18 protein-coding genes are annotated in these 20138 nt (G+C 72.7%); 7 read left to right on the top strand and 11 right to left on the bottom strand.

Translation table 11 applies throughout. The features are described from left to right. Positions 1 to 62 precede the first annotated feature (62 nt). On the bottom strand, positions 63 to 1541 hold the full coding sequence (locus FHS22_RS33610) for a long-chain-fatty-acid--CoA ligase (protein WP_184948232.1): 1479 nt from the start codon (positions 1539 to 1541) through the stop codon (positions 63 to 65). Next, positions 1528 to 2925 carry a PucR family transcriptional regulator gene (locus FHS22_RS33605; RefSeq protein WP_184948231.1) on the bottom strand — a complete coding sequence of 466 codons (1398 nt, stop codon included), beginning with the start codon at positions 2923 to 2925 and terminating at the stop codon, positions 1528 to 1530. Before FHS22_RS33605 ends, FHS22_RS33610 begins: the two co-directional genes overlap by 14 nt. Before the next feature lie 190 nt (positions 2926 to 3115). Between FHS22_RS33605 and FHS22_RS33600 the strand changes: the two genes are divergently transcribed. The 5 genes from FHS22_RS33600 to FHS22_RS33580 are packed head-to-tail and all read left to right on the top strand — an operon-like array spanning position 3116 to position 7792. After that, the gene (locus FHS22_RS33600) at positions 3116 to 3874 is read left to right on the top strand and encodes an ABC transporter ATP-binding protein (protein WP_184948230.1); all 759 of its coding nucleotides are present in this window, start codon (positions 3116 to 3118) and stop codon (positions 3872 to 3874) included. Next, a complete protein-coding gene (locus FHS22_RS33595) occupies positions 3871 to 4596 on the top strand; it encodes an ABC transporter ATP-binding protein (protein ID WP_184948229.1) in 726 nt (241 codons plus the stop codon). The genes FHS22_RS33600 and FHS22_RS33595 overlap by 4 nt, the downstream gene beginning before the upstream one ends. A gap of 2 nt (positions 4597 to 4598) precedes the next feature. Further along, positions 4599 to 5480: a branched-chain amino acid ABC transporter permease gene (locus FHS22_RS33590; protein WP_184948228.1), complete on the top strand. Its 882-nt coding sequence runs from the start codon at positions 4599 to 4601 to the stop codon at positions 5478 to 5480. Continuing rightward, complete coding sequence (locus tag FHS22_RS33585; protein WP_184948227.1) at positions 5477 to 6511, top strand: branched-chain amino acid ABC transporter permease; 1035 nt, start codon at positions 5477 to 5479, stop codon at positions 6509 to 6511. The genes FHS22_RS33590 and FHS22_RS33585 overlap by 4 nt, the downstream gene beginning before the upstream one ends. 3 nt (positions 6512 to 6514) lie before the next feature. Then, complete coding sequence (locus FHS22_RS33580) at positions 6515 to 7792, top strand: ABC transporter substrate-binding protein (RefSeq protein WP_184948226.1); 1278 nt, start codon at positions 6515 to 6517, stop codon at positions 7790 to 7792. A gap of 72 nt (positions 7793 to 7864) precedes the next feature. Here the strand turns inward: FHS22_RS33580 and FHS22_RS33575 are convergent, their stop codons facing one another. Beyond that, positions 7865 to 8002: a hypothetical protein gene (locus tag FHS22_RS33575; protein ID WP_184948225.1), complete on the bottom strand. Its 138-nt coding sequence runs from the start codon at positions 8000 to 8002 to the stop codon at positions 7865 to 7867. On the opposite strand from FHS22_RS33575, the gene FHS22_RS33570 reads away from it, so the two are divergent. Next, a complete protein-coding gene (locus tag FHS22_RS33570; protein WP_184948224.1) occupies positions 7995 to 8312 on the top strand; it encodes a hypothetical protein in 318 nt (105 codons plus the stop codon). The two genes, FHS22_RS33575 and FHS22_RS33570, sit on opposite strands and share 8 nt — an antisense overlap. 96 nt (positions 8313 to 8408) lie before the next feature. Here the strand turns inward: FHS22_RS33570 and FHS22_RS33565 are convergent, their stop codons facing one another. The 8 genes from FHS22_RS33565 to FHS22_RS33530 form a co-directional block, all read right to left on the bottom strand. After that, positions 8409 to 9506: a cellulose binding domain-containing protein gene (locus FHS22_RS33565; protein ID WP_184948223.1), complete on the bottom strand. Its 1098-nt coding sequence runs from the start codon at positions 9504 to 9506 to the stop codon at positions 8409 to 8411. Between the two features lie 557 nt (positions 9507 to 10063). Further along, positions 10064 to 12343: a pectinesterase family protein gene (locus FHS22_RS38660; RefSeq protein ID WP_260408551.1), complete on the bottom strand. Its 2280-nt coding sequence runs from the start codon at positions 12341 to 12343 to the stop codon at positions 10064 to 10066. A gap of 288 nt (positions 12344 to 12631) precedes the next feature. After that, positions 12632 to 14797, bottom strand: a complete 2166-nt coding sequence (locus FHS22_RS33555) for an aldehyde dehydrogenase family protein (RefSeq protein WP_184948222.1) — start codon at positions 14795 to 14797, stop codon at positions 12632 to 12634. Next, positions 14794 to 15750: a DUF6807 domain-containing protein gene (locus FHS22_RS33550; RefSeq protein ID WP_338048059.1), complete on the bottom strand. Its 957-nt coding sequence runs from the start codon at positions 15748 to 15750 to the stop codon at positions 14794 to 14796. Before FHS22_RS33550 ends, FHS22_RS33555 begins: the two co-directional genes overlap by 4 nt. Beyond that, a complete protein-coding gene (locus tag FHS22_RS33545) occupies positions 15743 to 16873 on the bottom strand; it encodes a Gfo/Idh/MocA family protein (RefSeq protein WP_338048058.1) in 1131 nt (376 codons plus the stop codon). The genes FHS22_RS33550 and FHS22_RS33545 overlap by 8 nt, the downstream gene beginning before the upstream one ends. A gap of 80 nt (positions 16874 to 16953) precedes the next feature. Beyond that, the gene (locus tag FHS22_RS33540) at positions 16954 to 18006 is read right to left on the bottom strand and encodes a mandelate racemase/muconate lactonizing enzyme family protein (protein ID WP_184948221.1); all 1053 of its coding nucleotides are present in this window, start codon (positions 18004 to 18006) and stop codon (positions 16954 to 16956) included. Continuing rightward, positions 18003 to 18878, bottom strand: coding sequence for a 5-dehydro-4-deoxyglucarate dehydratase (locus FHS22_RS33535; protein WP_184948220.1), 876 nt, complete (start codon positions 18876 to 18878; stop codon positions 18003 to 18005). Before FHS22_RS33535 ends, FHS22_RS33540 begins: the two co-directional genes overlap by 4 nt. A gap of 30 nt (positions 18879 to 18908) precedes the next feature. Continuing rightward, a complete protein-coding gene (locus FHS22_RS33530; RefSeq protein WP_184948219.1) occupies positions 18909 to 19793 on the bottom strand; it encodes an NAD-dependent epimerase/dehydratase family protein in 885 nt (294 codons plus the stop codon). Positions 19794 to 20042: 249 nt separating this feature from the next. Here FHS22_RS33530 and FHS22_RS33525 point away from each other — a divergent pair. Next, the coding region (locus FHS22_RS33525) for a LacI family DNA-binding transcriptional regulator (RefSeq protein ID WP_184948218.1) at positions 20043 to 20138 on the top strand (96 nt) is incomplete at its 3' end.

Raw genomic sequence — 20138 nt, 5'->3', positions numbered from 1 at the left:
CGCATATGGTTCGCAGTGGGTCTGTTCCCGGATGAAAGAAGGCTTAGGCGGCGCGTCCGGGGCTACTCGTTCAGCGACAGCCCGAGGGTGCGTTTGAGGACCTTTCCGGTGGGGGTCATGGGCAGTTCGTCGGTGAACGAGACCCGGCGGGGGTACTTGTAGGCGGCCATCCGCTCCTTGGCGAAGTCGCGCAGTTCGTCGGGGCCGACCGGCGCGCGCAGCGTCACCACGGCCGCGACCTCCTCGCCCAGCTCCGGGTGGGGGATCCCGACGACCACCGCCTGCCGTACGGCGGGGTGCTCGTACAGGACCTCCTCCACCTCGCGGGGGTAGACGGTGTACCCGCCCCGGATGATCACATCGCGGCGGCGGTCGACGAGGAAGAAGAACCCGTCGCCGTCGACCCTGCCGAGGTCGCCGGTGTGGAACCAGCCGTCGCGGATGACCTCCGCGGTCGCGGCGGGGTCGTTCCAGTACCCCTTCATCACGTTCGGGCCCCGGACGATGATCTCGCCGACCTGGCCGTGCGGCAGCTCGCGGCCGTCCTCGCCGACCACCTTCATCTCGACGTCCTTGACGGGCCAGCCGATGGACCCGGGCCTGCGGCCGGGGCCGGCGCGGTTGGTCGCGGCCACCGGGGAGGTCTCGCTGAGGCCGTACCCCTCCACGATCGGGCAGCCGAACCGGGTCTCGTAGGCCCGCAGCACGTCGAGCGGCATGGCGGCGCCGCCGGAGACGCAGACGCGCAGCAGCGACATGTCGGAGGCTCCGGGGTGGTCGAGCAGCGCGATGTACATCGTGGGCACCCCCTGGAAGACCGTGACCCCGTCGCGCCGGATCACCTCCAGGGCGCGGCCCGCCTCGAAACGCGGCAGCAGCGTGAGGCGCGCGCCGGCGTGGACGGCCGCGTTGAGCGAGCAGGTCTGGCCGAAGGAGTGGTAGAGCGGCAGCGCGCCGAGGACGACGTCGTCCACCCCGAGCGCGTGCATGCGGGAGACCGTCGCGGCGTTGCTCCCCAGGTTGGCGTGGGTGAGCTCGATGCCCTTGGCCCGGCCGGTCGTTCCCGAGGTGTAGTGGATGACCGCGGTGTCGCCGGCGGACCTCGGGACGATCTCGCGTTCGGCCGCCATACCGCCCAGCAGGCGGGGGAACTCCCCGGGCACCACGAAGAAGCAGTCGGCGCCGGTGCCCGCGGTCCCGGCCTCGGCGGTCTCGGCGAAGGCGTGCCAGGCGATCAGCAGCCGGGCCCCGCAGTCGCCGACGTAGGCGGCGATCTCCCGTTTCCGCAGCAGCGGGTCGAGCGGGACGACCACGGCTCCGGTCCGCAGCACCCCGTAGTAGACGACCGCGAACTCCGGGACGTTCGGCAGCATGACCGCCACCCGGTCGCCGGCGCCGATACCGCGCCGCCGCAGCAGCGCCGCGACGCGCGCGCTCATCAGCTCCATCGCGCCGTAGGTGAGCTGCGCCCCGTCGAGCGTGACGGCCGTCCTCCCGGCGAGTCGCTCGGCGGCGAGCCGGAGCCGGTCAGCGAGGTTCATGGAAACGACCGTACGTCCGGCCCGTGCGGCGATCATCGGTCGTGGCCGCCAGTCTTTCCCGCCGGGAATCGGTGCCCGGCGGCAGCGAGTCGTGGAGCGCGATCGCGACGAGCAGGTCGACGAGATCGCTGATCCGGCGCAGGTTGCGCCCGGTGCGCGCGCGGATCCGCCGCAGGCGGTACTGGGCGGTGTTGGGATGGATCTGCAGGTGCTCCGCCGCGGCGCGCAGGTTCAGGTCGGCGGCGGCGAAGGCCCGGATCGTGGCGGTGAGCACGCCGCCGCGCGCCCGGTCCTCGGCCAGGAGCGAGGTGATCCGCGGATCGACCAGGTGCCGGGCGGTGTCGTCGGCTCTCAGCGCCAGGTACTGGAAGGGCGTGATCCTGGGGAGCGCCGCCATGCCCCCCTCCTCGGGGAGGAACTCCAGGACGGCGCGGGCCTCCTGGTAGGCCTGCGGGATCCGGGAAGTCCCGGTGATCACGGTGCTGACGCCCATGGCCAGGACGATCTCCTCCCCGAGCAGGTTCTCCCGCACCGCCTGGAGCCGGTCGCACAACTCCTGTGGGCCGGTTCCCGGGCCGAGCACCGGGACGGCCACGATCTCCGAGTGCCGTACGACCGACAACGTCCTCATCCCGTTCCCCCAGGTCCGCGCGATCGCCGCGCACGCCGCGTGCCGCGCGTCGGCGCCGCGGTCCGGGCCGGCCGGTACGGCCTGCCCGCAGGACCCGGGAGCGTGCGGCAGCAGGACCGCGATCACGACGAGCAGCGGGGCGGCGGCGTCGGGCGCGAGGCCGTGCGCCTGGGCCACGGCGAGCTGGCGGCCGCGGGTGGGCGCGCCCCCGGCGAGGAAGGTCTCCAGCAGGTCCCGGCTCTCCCGCACCGCCTCGGCGGCGGCGTACTGCTGGAACTCCATGTACGCGTTGGCCGCGTGCGTGCTGGCGAGGTCGCAGTACCGCATCAGCGGGGCCGCCAGCGAGAGCGCGGCGTCGTGGCCGGCGGACGAGCGCCCGGCGCGTTCGATGACCGACTCCCAGAAAACCTGCTGGCCGACGCGGAAGGCGTTGATGTAGTCGGCCAGGGCGACCCCGGCCCGCGCCCTCCGCATCGCCGCCCGGCGGGTGAAGGCGATGTCGTCGGGCATCACCGTGCGGTCTTCGAGCAGCACGGCCAGCTTGCTGCGGTAGTGCCGGGCGACCTGGTCCCGCACGTCGGCGTGGAACGCCTCGTCCTGGGCGGCGTAGGCCGGGATCTCGGCGCGCATCGCCCGGACCGCGGCTCCGGCAAGCTCGTCCAGGTCGTCGAGGATCTCGGCGAGGATGCGCGCGCGTTCGGCGCTGACCGCTTCCGCGGGGGTGAGCGTTTCCGTGCTGAAGCCACCGGACATGTCGGGATGATCCCTGGCCTCGGGCAGACGGTCAACGACTTGTGACAGGTCCGAGACGCATGCTGTGCGCGGCGGACAACAGCTCCGCCGCATCTTGGGCGGCCGTGCCCAATGCGGCCTCCGGCGGGCGGAACCTACGCTGACCACGACTTCAGAACATTGTTCTTCCCTGGGCCCGACAGGAGGCCGGATGCTGGAGGTACACGGTCTCACCGTCCGCTTCGGGGGCATCACGGCCCTGGACGGCGTGGGCTTCTCCGTGCGGCGCGGTGAGATGACCGGGCTCATCGGACCGAACGGCGCCGGCAAGACCACGCTGTTCAACTGCCTGACGCGGCGGTACGACGCCGATGCGGGAACCGTGCGGTACGAGGGGAAGGACCTGCTGGCCGTACCGCCGCACGCGATCGCGGCCGCGGGCATCGCGCGCACGTTCCAGAACCTCGGCCTGTTCCCGCACATGTCGGTCCGCGACAACGTGCTGGTCGGCGCGCACCACCGCGGCGGGGCCGGGTTCCTCACCGCGTCGCTGCGGCTTCCGCGGGTCCGCCGGGAGGAGGCCCGGCTCCGCGCCGAGGCGGACGGGGTGCTGGACCGGCTGGCGCTGACCCGGGTCGCCGACCATCCGGCGACGGGCCTGCCGTTCGGCACGCTCAAGCGGGTGGAACTGGCCCGGGCGCTGGTCGGCCGCCCCGAGCTGCTGCTGCTCGACGAACCCGTCAACGGGCTCAACTCCGCGGAGGTCGGGGAGTTCGCCGGCACCCTGCGCGCGATCCGCGAGGAGTTCGACGTGACGATGGTGGTGGTCGAGCACCACATGGGCTTCGTCATGGGGACCTGCGACCGGGTCGTCTGCCTGAACTTCGGCCGGAAGATCGCCGAAGGGCCGCCCGCCGAGGTCCAGCGCGACCCCGAGGTCATGCGGGCCTACCTGGGGACGACCGGATGAGCGGCGACGCCTTCCTGGCCGTCGAGGGCCTGCACGCCGGCTACGGGGACGCCCGGGTGCTGCACGGCGTGGACCTCACCGTGGGCCGCGGGGAGATCTGCGCCATCCTCGGGCCCAACGGAGCGGGCAAGACGACCCTGCTGCGGGCGCTGTCGGGCATGATCCGGGTACGCGGCGACGTCCGGCTCGACGGGACCGGCCTGGCCCGGCGCTCACCGGACGCGCTCGCCCGGCAGGGCGTCGCGCACGTGCCCGAGGGACGCGGCACGTTCATGCCGCTGACGGTCGAGGAGAACCTGCGCCTGGGCGCCTTCGTACGGCGGGGGCGCGGTGCGGTCGGAGCCGACCTGGACCGCGTCTGCGCCTACTTCCCGGTGCTGCGGACGCGGCTGAAGCAGGTGGCCGGCAGCCTCAGCGGCGGCGAGCAGCAGATGCTGGCGATCGGCCGGGCCCTCATGCTGCGGCCGCGGCTGCTCCTGCTGGACGAGCCGTCCCTGGGCCTGGCCCCGCTGGTCACCGAGGAACTGTTCCGCATCGTGCGGGCGGTCAACGAAGAGGAGCGGACCACCGTGGTCGTCGTCGAGCAGAACGCCCATCTCGCCCTTGGCGTGGCCCAGCAGGCGCACGTCCTGGAGAGCGGCCGGATCGTCCTGTCGGGATCGGCGGAACGCATCCGGGCCGACGAGCAGGTCGCCCGGTCCTACCTCGGATACCGGGTCTAGCCATGGTGGGCTTCCTGCAGCAGGTCGTCGAGGGGCTCGGCGCGGGCGCGATCTACGCCAGCCTGGCCCTGGCACTGGTGCTGATCTACCAGTTCACCGGGATCGTCAACTTCGCCCAGGGCGAGCTGGCGATGTTCTCCGCCTACATCGCCTGGCAGTTCACCGCGGCGGGCCTGCCGTTCTGGCCGGCTCTGGTGCTCACGCTGGCGGTGTCCTTCGCGGGCGGCATGCTGATCGAGCGGGTCGTCATCCGCCCGGTGGAAGGCGCCCCCGAGCTGACCGTGGTGATCGTCACCGTGGGGCTGTTCATCTTCGTCAACGCCGCCGCCGGATGGATCTGGTCGTTCCTCATCAAGGACTTCCCCAACCCGTTCCCCGGCGGCGCGCTCGAGGCCGGCGGGCTCAGCGTGGGGTACTCGACGCTGGGCGTGATGGCGGTGGTCGCCGTGGTCATGGGCCTGCTGTACCTGCTCTTCCAGCGCACCAAGGTCGGCCTGGGGATGCGAGCGGTGGCGGCCAACCCCACCTCGGCCCGGCTCGTCGGCATCAGGGTCGGCTGGACGCTGGCGCTCGGCTGGGGACTCGCCGCCACCGTCGGCGCGGTGTCGGGGGTCCTGGTGGCGCCGCTGCTCTTCCTGGAGCCCAACATGATGGGCGGTGTCCTGATCTACGCCTTCGCCGCGGCGACCCTCGGCGGGTTCGACAGCCCCGGGGGAGCGGTGGTGGGCGGCCTGGTCGTCGGCGTCGCCGAGACGCTCGCCGGCGCGTACGTCGACGTCATCGGATCCGACCTCAAGGTGGGCGTGCCGTTGATCATAATCCTCTGCATCCTGCTGCTGCGGCCCCAGGGACTGTTCGGCCGGGCGGCGGTGGAGCGGGCATGAGCGGGCGGGCGGAGGTGACCGAGAAGCCCGTGCGGGCCGACGCGCCCGGCCGGGGACGGGCCCTGGCGCGCATCGCCGCCGGGCGCCGGCGGTGGATCGTGGCGGCGGCGCTGCTCGCGGTGGCCTGCTCCCTGCCGTTCCAGCTCGTGCCGTTCCGCGTCTTCCAGTTCACCATGGTGCTGGTCTACGCGGTGGCGCTGCTCGGCCTGAACCTGCTCGTCGGCCACGCCGGTCAGATCTCTCTCGGCCACGGCGCCTTCTTCGCCGTCGGCGCCTACGGGACCGCGATCATGCTCGACCGGTGGGACGTGCCGCACGTGCTGACCCTGCCGGCCGCCGCCGCGACGGCGTTCGCGCTCGGCCTGGCGCTCGGCCTGCCCGCCATGCGCCTGCGCGGGCTCTACCTGGCCCTCGTGACACTGGCCATCGCGATCTTCCTGGTGCCGCTGCTCAAACGCTTCGAGTCGGTGACCGGCGGCTCCATGGGACTGACGCTCGGCAAACCGGCGCCGCCGGCCTGGACGGGACTGGCCGAGGACCAGTGGCTGTACTTCCTGGCGCTGGCCGTGGCCGTCGCGGCCTTCCTGCTGGCCCGCGGCCTGCTGCACTCGCGGGTCGGCCGGGCGCTGCACGCCGTCCGGGACAACGAGGCGGCGGCCGAGGTCATGGGCGTGCGGCTGTCGTTCTACAAGACGCTCGCCTTCGCCTGGAGCGCGATGTTCGCGGGGGCGGCGGGCTCCGTCTACACCTGGGTCATCGGATTCGTCTCGCCGGACTCGTTCGCGGTCACCCTCTCGATCACGCTGCTGGCGGGCATCGTCGTCGGCGGCCTGGGCTCGTTCTCGGGACCGCTGCTGGGCGGGCTGTTCGTGATGTTCGTGCCCGGCATCTCCCAGGACGTCAACGACGCCGCACCCGGCGTCATCTTCGGCCTGCTGATCATCACGGTGATGTACGTCGCTCCGACCGGTCTCGCCGGCCTGGCGGGCCGCGTGGCGCGCTCGACCAAGAAGATTCTCCGGAAGGAGTAAGAAATGCGGCGATCTGCCATCGGCTGTACGGCGGTGACGGCGGTCCTGCTGCTCGCCACGGCGGCCTGCGGAGGGCGGGAGGAGACCGGAGGGGGCGCGACGACGGCCGCGGGCCAGTGCCAGGGCCAGCAGACCACCGGCATCACCGACACGAGCATCAAGCTCGGCGGCATCTACCCGCTGTCGGGGCCGGCCTCCGCGTACGGCGACATCCCCAAGGGCATCAAGGCCTACTTCGACTACGTCAACGCCGAGAAGAACGGGATCGGCGGGCGCAAGGTCGAGTTCGTGGTGCGCGACGACGGCTACCAGCCGCCCAAGGCCGTCGAGGAGGCCCGCAGGCTCGTCGAGCAGGAGCAGGTGTTCGCCCTCTTCCAGACACTGGGCACGCCCTCGACCACGGCGACCTGGGACTACGCCAACCAGCGCAAGGTTCCCCAGGTCTTCGTCGCGACCGGTGCGTCGAAGTGGGGCACCGACACCGCGCATCCGTGGACCATCGGCTGGCAGCCGAACTACGTCTCCGAGGCCCGCGTCTACGCGCAGTACCTCAAGCAGGAGCGCCCCGAGGCCAAGGTGGCGGTGCTGTACCAGAACGACGACTTCGGCAAGGACCTGTTCGGCGGGTTCAAGCGCGCCATCGACGGCAGCGGGGTCACGGTGGTCGCCGAGCAGAGCTACGAGGTCTCCGACCCGAGCGTCGACCCCCAGATGCGCAACCTCGCCGAGTCCGGGGCCGACGTGTTCCTCAACATCACGACGCCGAGGTTCGGCTCCCAGGCGCTGGCGGCCGACGCCAAGAACACGGGATGGAACCCGCTGCACATCGTCAACAACGTCGCCGCCTCGATCACCGTGCTGCGGCCGGTCGGCTTCGAGAACGTGCAGGGCATCGTGTCCGCCACGTACTACAAGGACCCCAACGACCCGCAGTGGAAGAACGACCCGGAGATGGTGCTCTACTACGAGAAGATGAAGCAGTACGTCCCCGAGGCCGACCCGACCGTTCCGTACCACACCTTCGGGTGGGCGGTGGCCAGCAGCTTCCACAAGGCGATGGAGGCGGCGAAGTGCCCGACGCGCGAGGGGCTGCGGGACTCCGTGCGCGCGCTCGGCGGCGTCCAGGTCGGCATGCTGCTGCCCGGGGTGACCATGACCACCGGTGCGGACGACGGATTCCCCATCGAGTCCATGCAGCTCATGGAGTTCAAGGGCGAGCGGTGGGAGCTCTTCGGCGACGTGATCGACACCCGCAAGGAGTTCGGCCCGCTGACCGACTGAGGTCCCGGACCGGTTGGCGGATCTCGTCGCGCCGCCCGGAGCCCGCGGCACGGCCGGACGGCACGCGGTCGATCAGGACTCCGGGCGGTGGCCCGGCGAGAGCAGGGCGGGCAGGGCGGCCACGCTGGGGAGCAGATGGGTGTGGCGGACGGCGCCGAGCGCGGTGGCGTCCTGCCCGCCGGTGAGCACCCCGCTGAACCTGATGTTCACCCAGCGTCCGGACGGCGATCTCGTCATCGGCGACACCCACGCCTACGCCACCACGCCCGACCCCTTCGGCTCCGACGAGCTCGACCGGCACGTCCTGGCCGAGACCGCGCGCCTGCTGGGCGCCGGCCCCCTCGCCGTGCGCGAGCGCTGGCGCGGCGTCTACGCCTCGGCCCCCGAGCCGTTCCTCGTCAACCAGTCGATCAAGCTCTTCCGGTTCGGCGAGATGATCACCCACCTGGCGGTGGCGATGGTGCTCGTCGTCGCCGTCGACCGGCTCTCGGCACACGTGCGCCGCAGGATCGGCGCCTGATCCACGCCCGGCCGTACGGCCGTGGACCAGGCGCTCCGGTACGGCGGCGCCCCCGGGGCGCCCGGTGCTGTCCGCGATGCCCCACCTGCGCGGCGGCTACACGGGCGCACAGGTGGGGGCGGGCGGGGTGTTGACGCCGTTCCAGGAGGCCAGGAAGCCGAAGGCGGCCGACGCGCCGGGGGAGAGGGCGCCGTTCCAGCCGGAGTTCCGCACGCTCACGGCGGTGCCACTCACGCTCAGCGTGCCGTTCCAGATCTGGTCGATCCGCTGGCCGTCGGCGAAGGTCCACCGGACCGTCCAGGCGTTCATCGCGGTGGTTCCGGTGTTCTTGACCGTGACCTCCCCCTGGAAGCCGCCCGGCCACTGGCCGACGGTCGTGAACGTCGCCGTGCAGCCGCCCGCCGGCGTGACCGTCGGGGTCGGCGTGGGCGTCGGGGTCGGGGTGGGCGTGGGCGTCGGGGTGGGCGTGACCGTCGGAGTGGGCGTCGGGGTGGGGCCGGACAGGAGGTCCGCCAGCGCCGGATACCACCGGTCGGAGATCTTCTGGTTGCCCGCCTCGTTCGGGTGCACCCCGTCGTAGGTGTCCGTGCCCGTGCCGAACCCCGTCCACTGGTCGACGACGACCACCGGCGACTGCCGGGTGGAGACGGCCGAGGCCCAGGCCGGGATCGCGTTGTTGAGGTTCACGGCGCGCTGCCCGCACGCGGAGCAGGTGGGCGGCTCAAGCGGAATGATCTTGGCGACCAGGATCTTCATGGCCGGGTTGCTCGCCCGCATCTGGTCCACCAGCTTCGTGTACGCGTCGAGGATCGTCGCGGGCGCGATGCTGCTCCACACGTCGTTGGTGCCGAAGTGCATCATCACGACGTCGGGCCGGGTGGCCGCCAGCCAGGCGGGCAGCTGGTTCTGCGCGGCCACGGCGGTGACCAGGGCGCCCCCGTGGCCCTCGTTCTCGCCGTCGTGGGGCACCCCGCAGCCCTGCGCCGGCAGGGTGCCGACGAAGTCGACGTCGGTGTACCCGGCGTCCTGGAGCCGGTTCCACAGCAGCGCCCGCCAGCAGCCGGGGGACCCGGTGATCGAGTCGCCCAGAGGCATGACCTTGATGGTGTCGGCGCCGGCGGGCGCGGCGGTCAGCACCGCCACGCCCGCCGCCAGTGCCAGTAGCGCCATCAGCACGGCGCTGGTTCTCCGCATCGTCTGCTCCCGTCCTCGGCTCCGCAGATCGTAGGAGCGGCCTGCGGCAGCGGGAAGGCGGCCGGTCGCGGGCGACCGCGCGACCTGCGGCGACGCCGGAACCGGCATGTAAGTTTCAGCGCCGTCCGGTACGGCGCCCGCGATTCTCCGGTTGCCCCGCGGGCTGCCGGAGCGCGACGGCTGACGGCGAACGTGCCCGGCCAGAGGGACGGCAAGGGGAGTGGCGTTTGCAGGGCATTGCCGTGAGCGATATTCATTGCTCACGGCAATGCCGGGGAGACGGACGGTCTCTCCGTGGGTCCGGGATCGAGGATTCCCGCTTCCTGCTGCTCCGGTGGGACCCGTGGAGTCCCCGGGAGACCGCGTTCACGACCTCCCGGCGCGGATGCGGTGCCGGACGGTCGCCGCTTTCCGCGGCGGGGGTCAGCGGCTCCGGCAGCGTCCGTCCGGCTACGCGGCCGCCGGCCTTTCGGAACTCCCCTCATCGCATCCGAGTGGGACGGGTACGGCCCGCGCGGTGGCGCGGGCCGTACCGGAGGGGCCGTGCGGGGTGCCGGTCAGCCGATGCGTCCGGCGCCCGCCCGTGCGGGGACGATGCCGCGCAGCGCGCGGGCGGGGTCGACCCGGGTGACCAGGGCGGGCGTCCAGCCCGCGTCGGTGCCGAGGTCGGGGTCGTGCGCGGCGTTGTGGGCGGCGACCAGGTCGGCGGGCCTGCCGTCGACCAGGTTGTCCCTGGCGGTGATCGCGGTGCCCTTCAGGACCGAGAGCACCTTCTCGGCGGGGATGCCGTCGAAGGCGTTGGCCTGCGCGTAGACCTGCGAGCCGAAGCCCACGCCGATGCTGTAGAGGTAGATGTCCGAGCCGGTGTAGTAGTTGTTGTAGACGTGCACCTGGCCGAAGCGCACCCGCGGGGTCCGCTGGCCCAGGCCCTCGAAGTGGTTGTGGTGCAGCGTCACCTTGAGCTTGTCGGCCTCGGCGTACCTGGTCGGGTTGTCGGTGTTGCCGATCAGCATCACCTTGTCGTGGCCGCTCAGGTGGTTCCACGACAGCGTCACGTGGTTGGAGCCGCGGACCACGTCGAGCAGCCCGTCGTGGACCTGGTACGGCCTGCCGAAGTACAGCGGCTGGCCCGAGTCGGGGTTGTCGCCGTCGTTGAGGGTGTTGTGGTCCAGCCACACGTGGGTGGAGGTGGAGACCTCGACGTTGTCGAAGGAGGCGTTCCAGGCGCCCCCGTCGCCGTCGGTCGGGTCCCACTGCGGGAAGCAGTCGGAGGTGTCGGTGATGGTGAGGTTGCGGACGATGACGTTGTCGGCGTTCGTGATCCGGATGCCGAAGCTCTTCAGCGCGGCGTCGCGGCCCAGGCCGACGAGGGTGACGTTGGAGCCGAGGGTGATGGTGACGTGCTGCGCCATCTTCTCGTAGGACGCCTTGCGCGCGTCCTCCAGCGGGCCCGAGGGGACCTTGTCCCGGCCCCAGACCGCCGGGTCGTAGGCGGCGAGGTAGGCCTGGAGGCTGTAGCCGCCCGTCGCGTAGCTCGCGCAGGTGAGCGGGTTGCCCGCGTCGTCGGTGTCGGCGTCGATCGCGCCCTTCACGTAAATGATCTTCGGGGTGTTGTCGGCGGGGTTGCCGATCGCGGCGAGCAGCTGCGCCCTGGTGGAGACCGTGTAGATGTTCTCGGGGCGGGCGGCCGAGCCGCCGGTGGTGCCGGTGCCCGCCGCGGCCCAGCCGTCGTTCTTCGGGAGCACCTGGCGGCCGAGCTGCTGGTCGGAGCGGGAGGGGAAGCTGCGGAAGGGGTCCCAGCCGTCGGTGCCCCTGAGGTAGTCCTCGGGGTCGAACCGCTCGGCCTGCTCCCTGGTCAGCTGCGGCCGGTCGTTGTTGACCGCCGCGCCCGGGCCGCGGTTGAGGTACTCCGAGAGCCGGGCGTCCCGCCAGTTCAGGCCGGACATGTCGGTCCAGGGCGCGTCCTTGAACTGCTGGCCGAGCCAGGACTCGCGGATCAGGACCTGCCCCCGGGCGGTGGCCGAGCCGCCGGCCGGCCACGGGCGGCCCAGGTGGACGGTCTTGGCGGGGGCGTCGCTGACCAGGTGGCTGCGGTAGATCATGAAGCCGTAGGGGTTGGAGATCTCCGTGCTGGCCGCGGTGACGTAGCCGTTGTTGCCGTCGGCGGCACCCCGGTTGAGGGACTTGATCACGCAGTTGTGGAACAGCGCGGTGGCCCGGCCGAAGATGAAGTCGACGTCGCCCTCGACGTAGCAGTTGCGGAAGTACTGCCGGGCCACGGTGCCGGCGGTGGCGGTGTTGGCGTAGAGGGTGTCCTGGTTGCCGATGAACCGGACGTTCTCGTAGACCTGCCGGTCGCCGGTGGTCCGCACCGCCACGGCCTGGCTGCTGCCCTTGGCGGCCTCGTCGTAGGAGTTCTCGAAGGTGAGGTTGCGGGCGGTGAAGTCGGGCGCGCTGATCACGTAGGAGGCGCTGCCCGAGGTGCCGTAGGTCCCGGAGCCGTCGGGCTTAGGGGTGGAGGCGGCGGCGTCGAAGGTGAGCACGACCTTGCTCGGGTCGCCGGTGGCGCCGACCAGCGAGATGTGCGGCTTGTCGGCGGGGATGAGCACCTGCTGCCTGTAGGTGCCCTCGCGGACCAGGATGGTGACCGGCCTGGTGTTGCCGGCCGGGACGGCGTTGACGGCGTCCTGCACGGTCCGGTGGTCGCCGGAGCCGTCGGCCGCGACCACGATGGTGGCGGAGGGGCCGGCGGTGGAGGACCCGGTGGCGGAGGCGGCCGGTGCGGCCGCTGCGGTGATCGTCAGAACGATCACCGAGGGGAGTGTCAGAAGTCGCATGTGCAACCTTGAGGAGGAGCGGCAATCGGTTGCATGAAACGTTGACGTAATCCCTAATTCACGTCAATAGATCCTGAGAAATAGCGCATGTGGATTACAAGCGGTTGCATCAATCCTTGAATTCGGGCATGACCGCGACCCCGGAAGCGGTGAGCCCGCCGGGGTCGCGAGGGTCGGATCGGGGTGCGGAGCCGGAGCCTCCAGGGGAGAGGGTCTGGTCGGGCAGGGGCGGGCGGGACGCCGGCGCGCCCTCGGAGCACCGCCGGGGCGGGTCGCCCCGGCGCGCCGTCAGGGCTGCGTGAGCACTCCGTCCAGGCGGCGGGGGAGCCGCCACGGGTTGCCGTCCCGCAGCGCCTCGGGCAGCAGGTGCGCCGGGCAGTTCTGGTAGACGACCGGCCGCAGGAACCGGAAGATCGCCGCGCTGCCGACCGAGGTGGTCGACGGTTCGGTGGTCGCCGGGTACGGCCCCCCGTGCTGCTGCGCCCAGCCGACCGCGACCCCGGTCGGGTAGGCGTCGAAGACCAGCCGGCCCGCCCGGTCCCGCATCACCGCCGTGATCCGGGAGGCCAGCTTCTCCTCCTCGGGCTCACTGTGCAGGGTCGCGGTCAGGTTGCCGGGGGCGGCGGCCAGCGCCTCGGTCAGCTGGTCCTCGCTGTCGTAGGTGAGCACCACGGTCATCGGCCCGAAGCACTCCTCCATCAGCAGCTCGGTGCTGTCCAGGAGGGAGATGGGCCCGGTCATCAGCCGCGCCGTCACCTGCCGCTCGTTGTCGCCCACCTGCCCGGTGGCCGCCACGCGCAGGCCCGGGACGGCCTCCCGCTCGCTCGCGCCCGACTCGAAGCTCTCCCTGATGCTGTCACCGAGCAGCACCTGCGGGCCCAGCTCGGTGAGGTGCCCCGCCATCGCCTCGACCAGCCCGCTGCCCTCCGGGGCCAGGACGAGGCCGGGCTTGACGCAGAACTGCCCCGCGCCCAGCGTCGCCGAGGCCACGAGTCCGGCCGCGATCTCCTCGGTGCGGCGTTCCACCGCGCCGGGCGTGATGACGAACGGATTGAGGCTGCCCAGCTCGCCGTAGAACGGGATCGGCTCGGGACGGGCCTTGGCCACGTCGTACAGGAAGCGCCCGCCGCCGATCGACCCGGTGAACCCGACCGCCTTGACCAGGGGATTGTTGACCAGCGCGACCCCCGCTTCACGGCCGTGGACGAGCTGGACGACCTCGGCGGGGAAACCCGCCGCGCGGGCGCCTTCCTGGAGGGCGGCCAGGGTCAGCTCGGAGGTCTCCGGGTGCAGGGAGTGCGCCTTGACGACGACCGGGCAGCCCGCGGCCAGCGCGCTGGCGGTGTCGCCGCCGCCGACGCTGAAGGCGAAGGGGAAGTTGCTGGCGGAGAAGACGCCGACCACGCCGACCGGGATGTTCATCCGGCGCAGGTCCGGCTTGACCCCGTCGGCGCCGTCGAGCCGGACGTCGAGGAAGGAGCCCTCGCGCAGCACCTCGGCGAACAGGCGCAGCTGGCCGCTGGTCCGGGCGACCTCCCCGGTCAGCCGGGGCAGGCCGAGCGCGGTCTCGGCGTCGGCGGCGGCGACCAGGGCGTCCACCCGCTCGTCCAGGGCGTCGGCCATGGCCGAAAGCAGCGCGGCCCGCCCCTGCGGTCCGGCCTCGTCCAGCCGGGACAGCAGCTCGTGGGCGCGGCGGCAGGCCAGGCCGAGCTCCTCGGCACTGGTGGAGGCGAACTCGCGGCGCCGCTCACCCGAGCGGGCGTCGATGCTCCACACGGACATGACAGGTCTCCAATCCATGAGGTCGGCTTGGGGGGTACGGACGGCGGGCGGGAGCAGGTCGCCCGCCGCCTCCAGCAGCAGCCGGGCCGCCTCGATCGCGCCGCGCCCGGTGAAGTGGGTGTCGTCGGCGCTGCCGTCCGGGTAGTTGGGGTGCGGGGCGAGCCAGAGGAACAGCTCCTTGGTCGTCTCCGGGCCGAGCTCCCGCCAGCGCCGGAGGCTGGCGGCCTGCAGGTCGACCAGCGGCACCTCTTCGGCGGCGGCCAGGGCCCGCATCGCCTCGGGGTAGGAGCCGTGCGTCCCCTCCGGGCCGCAGGTGCGCCGCTCCACGGAGGTGACCAGCACGGGGCGCGCGCCCCGCTCGCGGGCCCCGTCGATGTAGCGGCGCAGGAAGTCCCGGTAGCCGGTGAACGGCGCGGAGAAGCGGCCCTGGTCGTGCTTGGGATCGTTGTGGCCGAAGCAGATCAGCAGGAGGTCGCCCGGCCCGATGGCGGCCATGATCCGCTCGTACATCCCCAGGCGCTCGATCGAGCTGCGCGCGCTGGCGCCGGGGATGGCCTCGTTGACCACGGGCACGTCCCAGAACAGCGGGAGCGCCTGTCCCCAGCCCGCCTGCGGCGCGAGCGTGACCGGGTAGGTGGCGGCGGTGGAGTCGCCCGCGACGAAGACCTTCACGGCGCCGTCTCCGCGGTCCCGGCCGGGTCCGGCAGGTCCGCCGCCGTTGCCGCCAGCTCCGCGGCGGCGGCCCTGTCCAGCCGCCCGTCCGCCACGGCCGTCACCACCCGCCGCCGCAGCGTGTCCGCGACGGCCAGCGGCCGGTCCCAGGCCAGCGCGGGGCCGACCCCGGGATACTCGGCGACCCGCACGAACCACGGGTCCACGGGCCCGGCCTGGACGAAGACCAGGCTCCAGGCGTCCGAGACCAGCGCCAGCCAGGGTGTGCGGCTGCCGTGCACGGCGGTCTCGCCCTCGCCCTCGCCGGTGAACACGGCCAGGCCCGCCGCGTCCTTGGGGGCGCGCCAGAAGAACCCGCCGTACCCGGCCCCGGGCCGTCCCTTGCACGCCGAGCTCTTGATCTCCAGCGGCTCGCGCACGGTGAGCGCGAAGGAGAAGTCCAGCGCCCACGCACCCGCCGGGGTCTTCCCGGCCACCGGTCGGGCCAGCACGGTCCGCTCCTCGCGGGCGACGGTCGCGCCGTCGGGACCGATCCAGGTCAGGAGCTCCCCGAACCCGCCGGGAAGCTCGTCGAAGGCGTCGTGCCGCTGGCGGCCGTGATCGTCCAGCCAGGTGGCGCCCCGGTCGCGGACGAAGGTCCGGCCACCCCAGAAGTTCACCCCGCCGACGTCCGCGACGGCCAGGCTGACCCCCAGGTGGTGGACGTGGTCGTCGGGGCGGTACTCGGTCACCGCCGTGCCCGCGAGCGTGCGCACCGGGTGCAGGTACGGCCGCGGCGCGTCGGCCGGCGGCAGGTCGGGCTCCCACACGTAGGAGGCCACCGGCGTGCCCGCGACCCGCAGTTCGCGGACGGCCGTGCCGCCCGCCCGCTCCCGTGCGGCCGTCTCGTCCGCGTGCGTCTCCCGCATGACCGTCTCGCTCCCCTGCGCTTGTCCGGTGGTCGTCTCATCCACGTGCGGCTCCCGGGGCGGCGGCCGGCTCCGGGGCGGCCGCCCACGGCGTGCCCAGCTCCGAGAACAGGGCCATCCGCTCGGCGCTGAGGTCCGTCAGCTCCCGGATGCCGGGCAGCTCGCGCCGGTCGGGGTGGAGCGTCTGGTGCCCGTCGGAGATCGGCAGCGGGTCGGGCGCCAGCCGTACCGCCTCCATGAACTCCATGAACGCGCCGGTGCGGGCCAGCGGGACCAGCAGCTCCGCGCCGGTCCTGACGTGCTCGACGAGGTTCTCCAGCAGGTTCGCCCGGGGGTGGACGGTCCCGTCGAGGTCGTCGGTGGTGTAGGTCAGCCGGGCCGTGCCCGCCGAGCCGTGCACGATCAGGTACGGCTCGCTCCGCCCCGTCGCGCACAGCGTCACGGCCACCGTGATCGCCCGGCCGTCCGCCAGGCGGATCCGGGCCGCGGCGGTGTCGTCGGCCTCGATCGGGTTGGCGTGGAACAGCTCCAGCTCGACCGAGGCGACCGAGCCGAGCTCCTCGGCCCCGGCGACCGCCAGCGCGGTGGCCGTGGCGTGCGCGAACGGGTTGGTGAGCGCGCCGTCCACCACGTCCTGCCCGTCCAGCCGCCGCCGGCCGGACCAGGACGAGCGGGTGAAGTACTCGGCGGGCCGCTCCCAGGCCCCCGCCACCCCGATGCCGCGCACCTCGCCGAGCCCGCCGGAGGCGATCAGCTCGCGCAGTGCGGGGACCGCGGCGGAGCCGAGGCTCTGGAAGCCGACCTGGCAGGCCAGGCCGGTCTCCCCGACGGCGGCGGCGATGCGCTCGAAGGCGGCCAGAGAGGCCGCGGGGGGCTTCTCCAGCAGCAGGTGGGAGCCCGCGCGCAGCGCGGTCACCGCGAGGTCGGCGTGGGTGTTGATGGGCGTGCACAGGATCGTGATCTCCGCGCCGGTGCGCTCGACCAGCCCGGCCAGGTCGTCGGGGTGCGCCTGCGCGGGAGAGCCCAGGCCGTGCAGCCACTCCGCCTCCACGGGGCGCACGTCGCAGACCCCGGCCAGCTCGACCAGGCCCTGCGCGGTCAGGCGGCGCAGGTTCTCCAGATGCGAGCGGCCGTGGCCGTACGCGCCCGCGAGCACAACCCTGGTCACGCCGGGATTCTCCCCGCCCATCGCGCTGCCCGCCACCCTGCCCGTCATCGGAGTTGCCATCAGGTCCGTCACCGGTCCGGTCACCGGGCCCATGTCAGCCCCAGCCCCGGGTTGCCCGCCGAGCGCAGCTCCGCGCCGCCGATCCGCACCGGGTACGGCTCGGCCAGCAGCCCGAGGTCGGTCAGGGAGGCGTCCTCGACCAGCTCCACCATGGCCGGGTGGTGCAGGGCCAGGGCCAGCTGCCCCGACAGCTCGGTCAGCAGGTGCGGGTAGACGGGCACGTCGAAGGCGCGGGCCAGCTCGGCCACGCGCAGGAACGGGGTGATCCCGCCGACCCTGACCACGTTCGGCTGGAGCACGTCGCACGCGCCCGCGACGAGCAGGTCGCGGAAGCCGTGGACGGTGTAGACGTTCTCACCCGCCGCCACCGGCACGCCGATGCTCCGCCGCAGCTCGGCGTAGGCGGCGACGTCGTCGGCGGGCAGCGGCTCCTCGATCCAGTGCAGGCCGTACGGCTCCAGCGCGGCGATCGCGCGGCGGGCCCGGTGCAGGTCCCAGCGCTGGTTGGCGTCGATCATCAGGATCGTGTCCGGGCCGATCACCTCGCGGACCGCGGCGACCCGCTCGACGTCCTCGGCGAGGTCGGGCCTGCCCACCTTGATCTTGACGGCGGGGTGGCCCGCGGCCTTCCAGCGGCCGGCCTGCTCGACCAGCTCCTGAAGGGAGTAGTGCAGGTTGACGCCGCTGCCGTACACCGGGACGCTCTCCCGGCGCGGGCCGAGCACCTCGGCCAGGGGCGACGCCCCACAGCGCAGGTCCCACAGCGCCAGGTCGACCCCGGCCATCGCGACCGTGGCCAGCCCGCCGCGCCCGGCCTCGCTCAGGTGCACGGCGAGCCGGTCCCACACCAGCTCCGGGTGGGCGGGCAGGCCGGTCAGCGCCTCGCGGACGTCGTGGTCGAGCAGGGCCTGCACGGCGTGCGCCCCGATCTGCGGGGTCCAGGAGAAGCCGGTGCCGGTCCGCCCGTCCTCCAGCTCGACCTCGCACACGATCACGTGGTTGTACGGCACGTCCGCACCCCACGGCCGGCGCAGCGGCGCCGACCGCAGGGTGGTCCGCAGGTCCTTGATCATGCGCCCACCAGGGCGAGGCCGTGCTTGAGCAGCCCGTCGAGCTCGGCCAGGTGCTCCGGGGTGAGGTCGGTCAGCGGGGCGCGGACCGGGCCGACGTCCAGGCCGCGCAGCCGCAGCCCGGCCTTGACCAGGGAGACCGCGTAGCCCGGGGCCTTGCTGCGCAGCTCGACCAGGGGCGCGTAGAACTCCGTCAGCAGCCGGTCGTCGCCGTTGAAGTAGGCGGTGGCGATCTCGGGGGCGAAGGCGAACACCGCCGAGGAGTACAGCTCCACGCCGAGGCCGCGGTAGGCCGGCATGGTCAGCTCGGCGGTCGGCAGGCCGTTGAAGAAGGTGAAGTCCGGGCCGATCTCCCTGCGGACCGCGAGCACGGTGCGCTGCATGCGGTCGATGTCGCCCAGGCCGTCCTTCAGGCCGAACACGCCGGGGATGCGGGCCAGCTCCACCACCGCGGCGGGGTCGAGCACCACCGGGCCGCGCTGGTAGACGATCACGGGGAGCTCGGCGGCGATCGCGCGCACGTACGCGGCGAACCCGGGCCCGGAGCTCGGCGCCAGGTAGGGCGGCATGAGCAGCAGGCCGTCCGCGCCCGCCTCGCGGGCGGCGCGGGCCTGCTCCAGGGCGGCGCCGAGCGGGCCGCCGGCCCCGGCCAGCACCGGCACCGCGCCCTGGGCCTCCTTGACCGCCACCTCCACGGCGCGGGCGTGCTCGGCCTGCGACAGCGCGGCGAACTCCCCGGTGCCGCAGGCCACGAAGACGCCGCCGGGGTTGTGCGCGAGGTTGCGCCGGATGTGCTCGGCGAGCACGTCCTCGGCCAGCGCGCCCTCGGCGTCGAACGGGGTCACGGGGAAGAACAGCACTCCGCTGAGATTCATGGTGTCAGTCGCTCCTTGCGTCAGGAAAGATCAGGAAAGTTCGGTGCGCCAGCTGCGCTTGGCCTGCCAGCCGAGCAGCTTCTCGGCCTTGGCGGAGGAGAAGGCGGGGGCGGTGCCGGTGAGGGTGTCGGCGAAGCCCGCGGTGGAGGGGATGACCTGCGGCAGCAGCTCCGCGAGCGGCTCGCGGGCCAGCGCGTCGGCGGCCCCGGCGAAGAAGGTCTCGCCGTTCGGCAGCCCGGGCAGCTTGTCGAGCAGGGTGATGAACAGGTCGGCCGCGTCGCGGGCGTCGATGTAGTTGAACAGCGAGACACCGGCGATCTCGGGCCGGTCCAGCCGCTCGGTCACCGTGTGGCCCGACTGGGTCGGCGCGCCCTCCCACTCCTCCGGCGCGATCACGAAGCAGGGCCGTACCGCCGCGAGCTTCGTGCCGGTGGCGGCGCGGGCGAAGGAGCGCATCGTCTCCTCGGCGACGTGCTTGGACAGGTTGTAGGCGTTCCACGGCCGTGCCGGGTGGTCCTCGTCGAGGGGCAGGTAGGCGGGGGTCCAGCCGCCCGGCGCGCCGTACCCGATCACGGTCGGGCTGCTGGCGACGATCACCTTGCCCACGCCCAGCGCCACCGCCGCGTCGCACACGTTGAAGGCGAGCTGGGTGTTGGTGCGGAAGGTCACCTGGTCGCTGTGGCTGAACGGGGTGGCGATGGCGGCCAGGTGCAGCACGGCGTCCGGCCGGAACCTCGCGATCACCTCGTACGCCTCGCCGAGGTCGGTCAGGTCGGCGGGGAGGGTCGCGGCGGCGTCGGCGGGGGTGCCCGGCGCCCGGTCCACTCCGATGACCTCGTGCCCCGCCGCGGCGAGCGCGGACACGACGCTGCGCCCGAGGCGCCCTGCGCTCCCGGTGACAAGAGTTCTGCTCACGGGTTGTCTTTCCCTTCTGGCAGCCTCCGGGGAACCCGGGAGACTGCAACCAGTTGCACTGCACAGTGTCGTCATCTGGCCGAAACGTCAAGAGCTAATTTGCCGCACCCCTGTGAGCTGCAGGTTTCTGTCAGGATCTTCGTGAGGCTTCTAGCAACCGGTCGCAGCATCGCTGTCATCGCCCTCAGCCGTCTCTGGTAGCGGCGCAACCGCCTGCGTTACGGTGCGCCGGAGTGCGGGAGGTGGGTCATGGCGGTGACGATCCGGGATGTGGCGCGGGCGTCGGGGGTGCATGTCTCGACGGTGTCGCGGACGTTTTCGGCGCCGCATCTGGTGAATGCGGAG

Source organism: Thiemannella venezuelensis, assembly GCF_014203605.1.
Taxonomy (GTDB): domain Bacteria; phylum Actinomycetota; class Actinomycetes; order Streptosporangiales; family Streptosporangiaceae; genus Planomonospora_A; species Planomonospora_A venezuelensis.
Note: the sequence above shows the minus strand (reverse complement) of the source record. Positions and strands in the feature narration are given on the sequence as shown.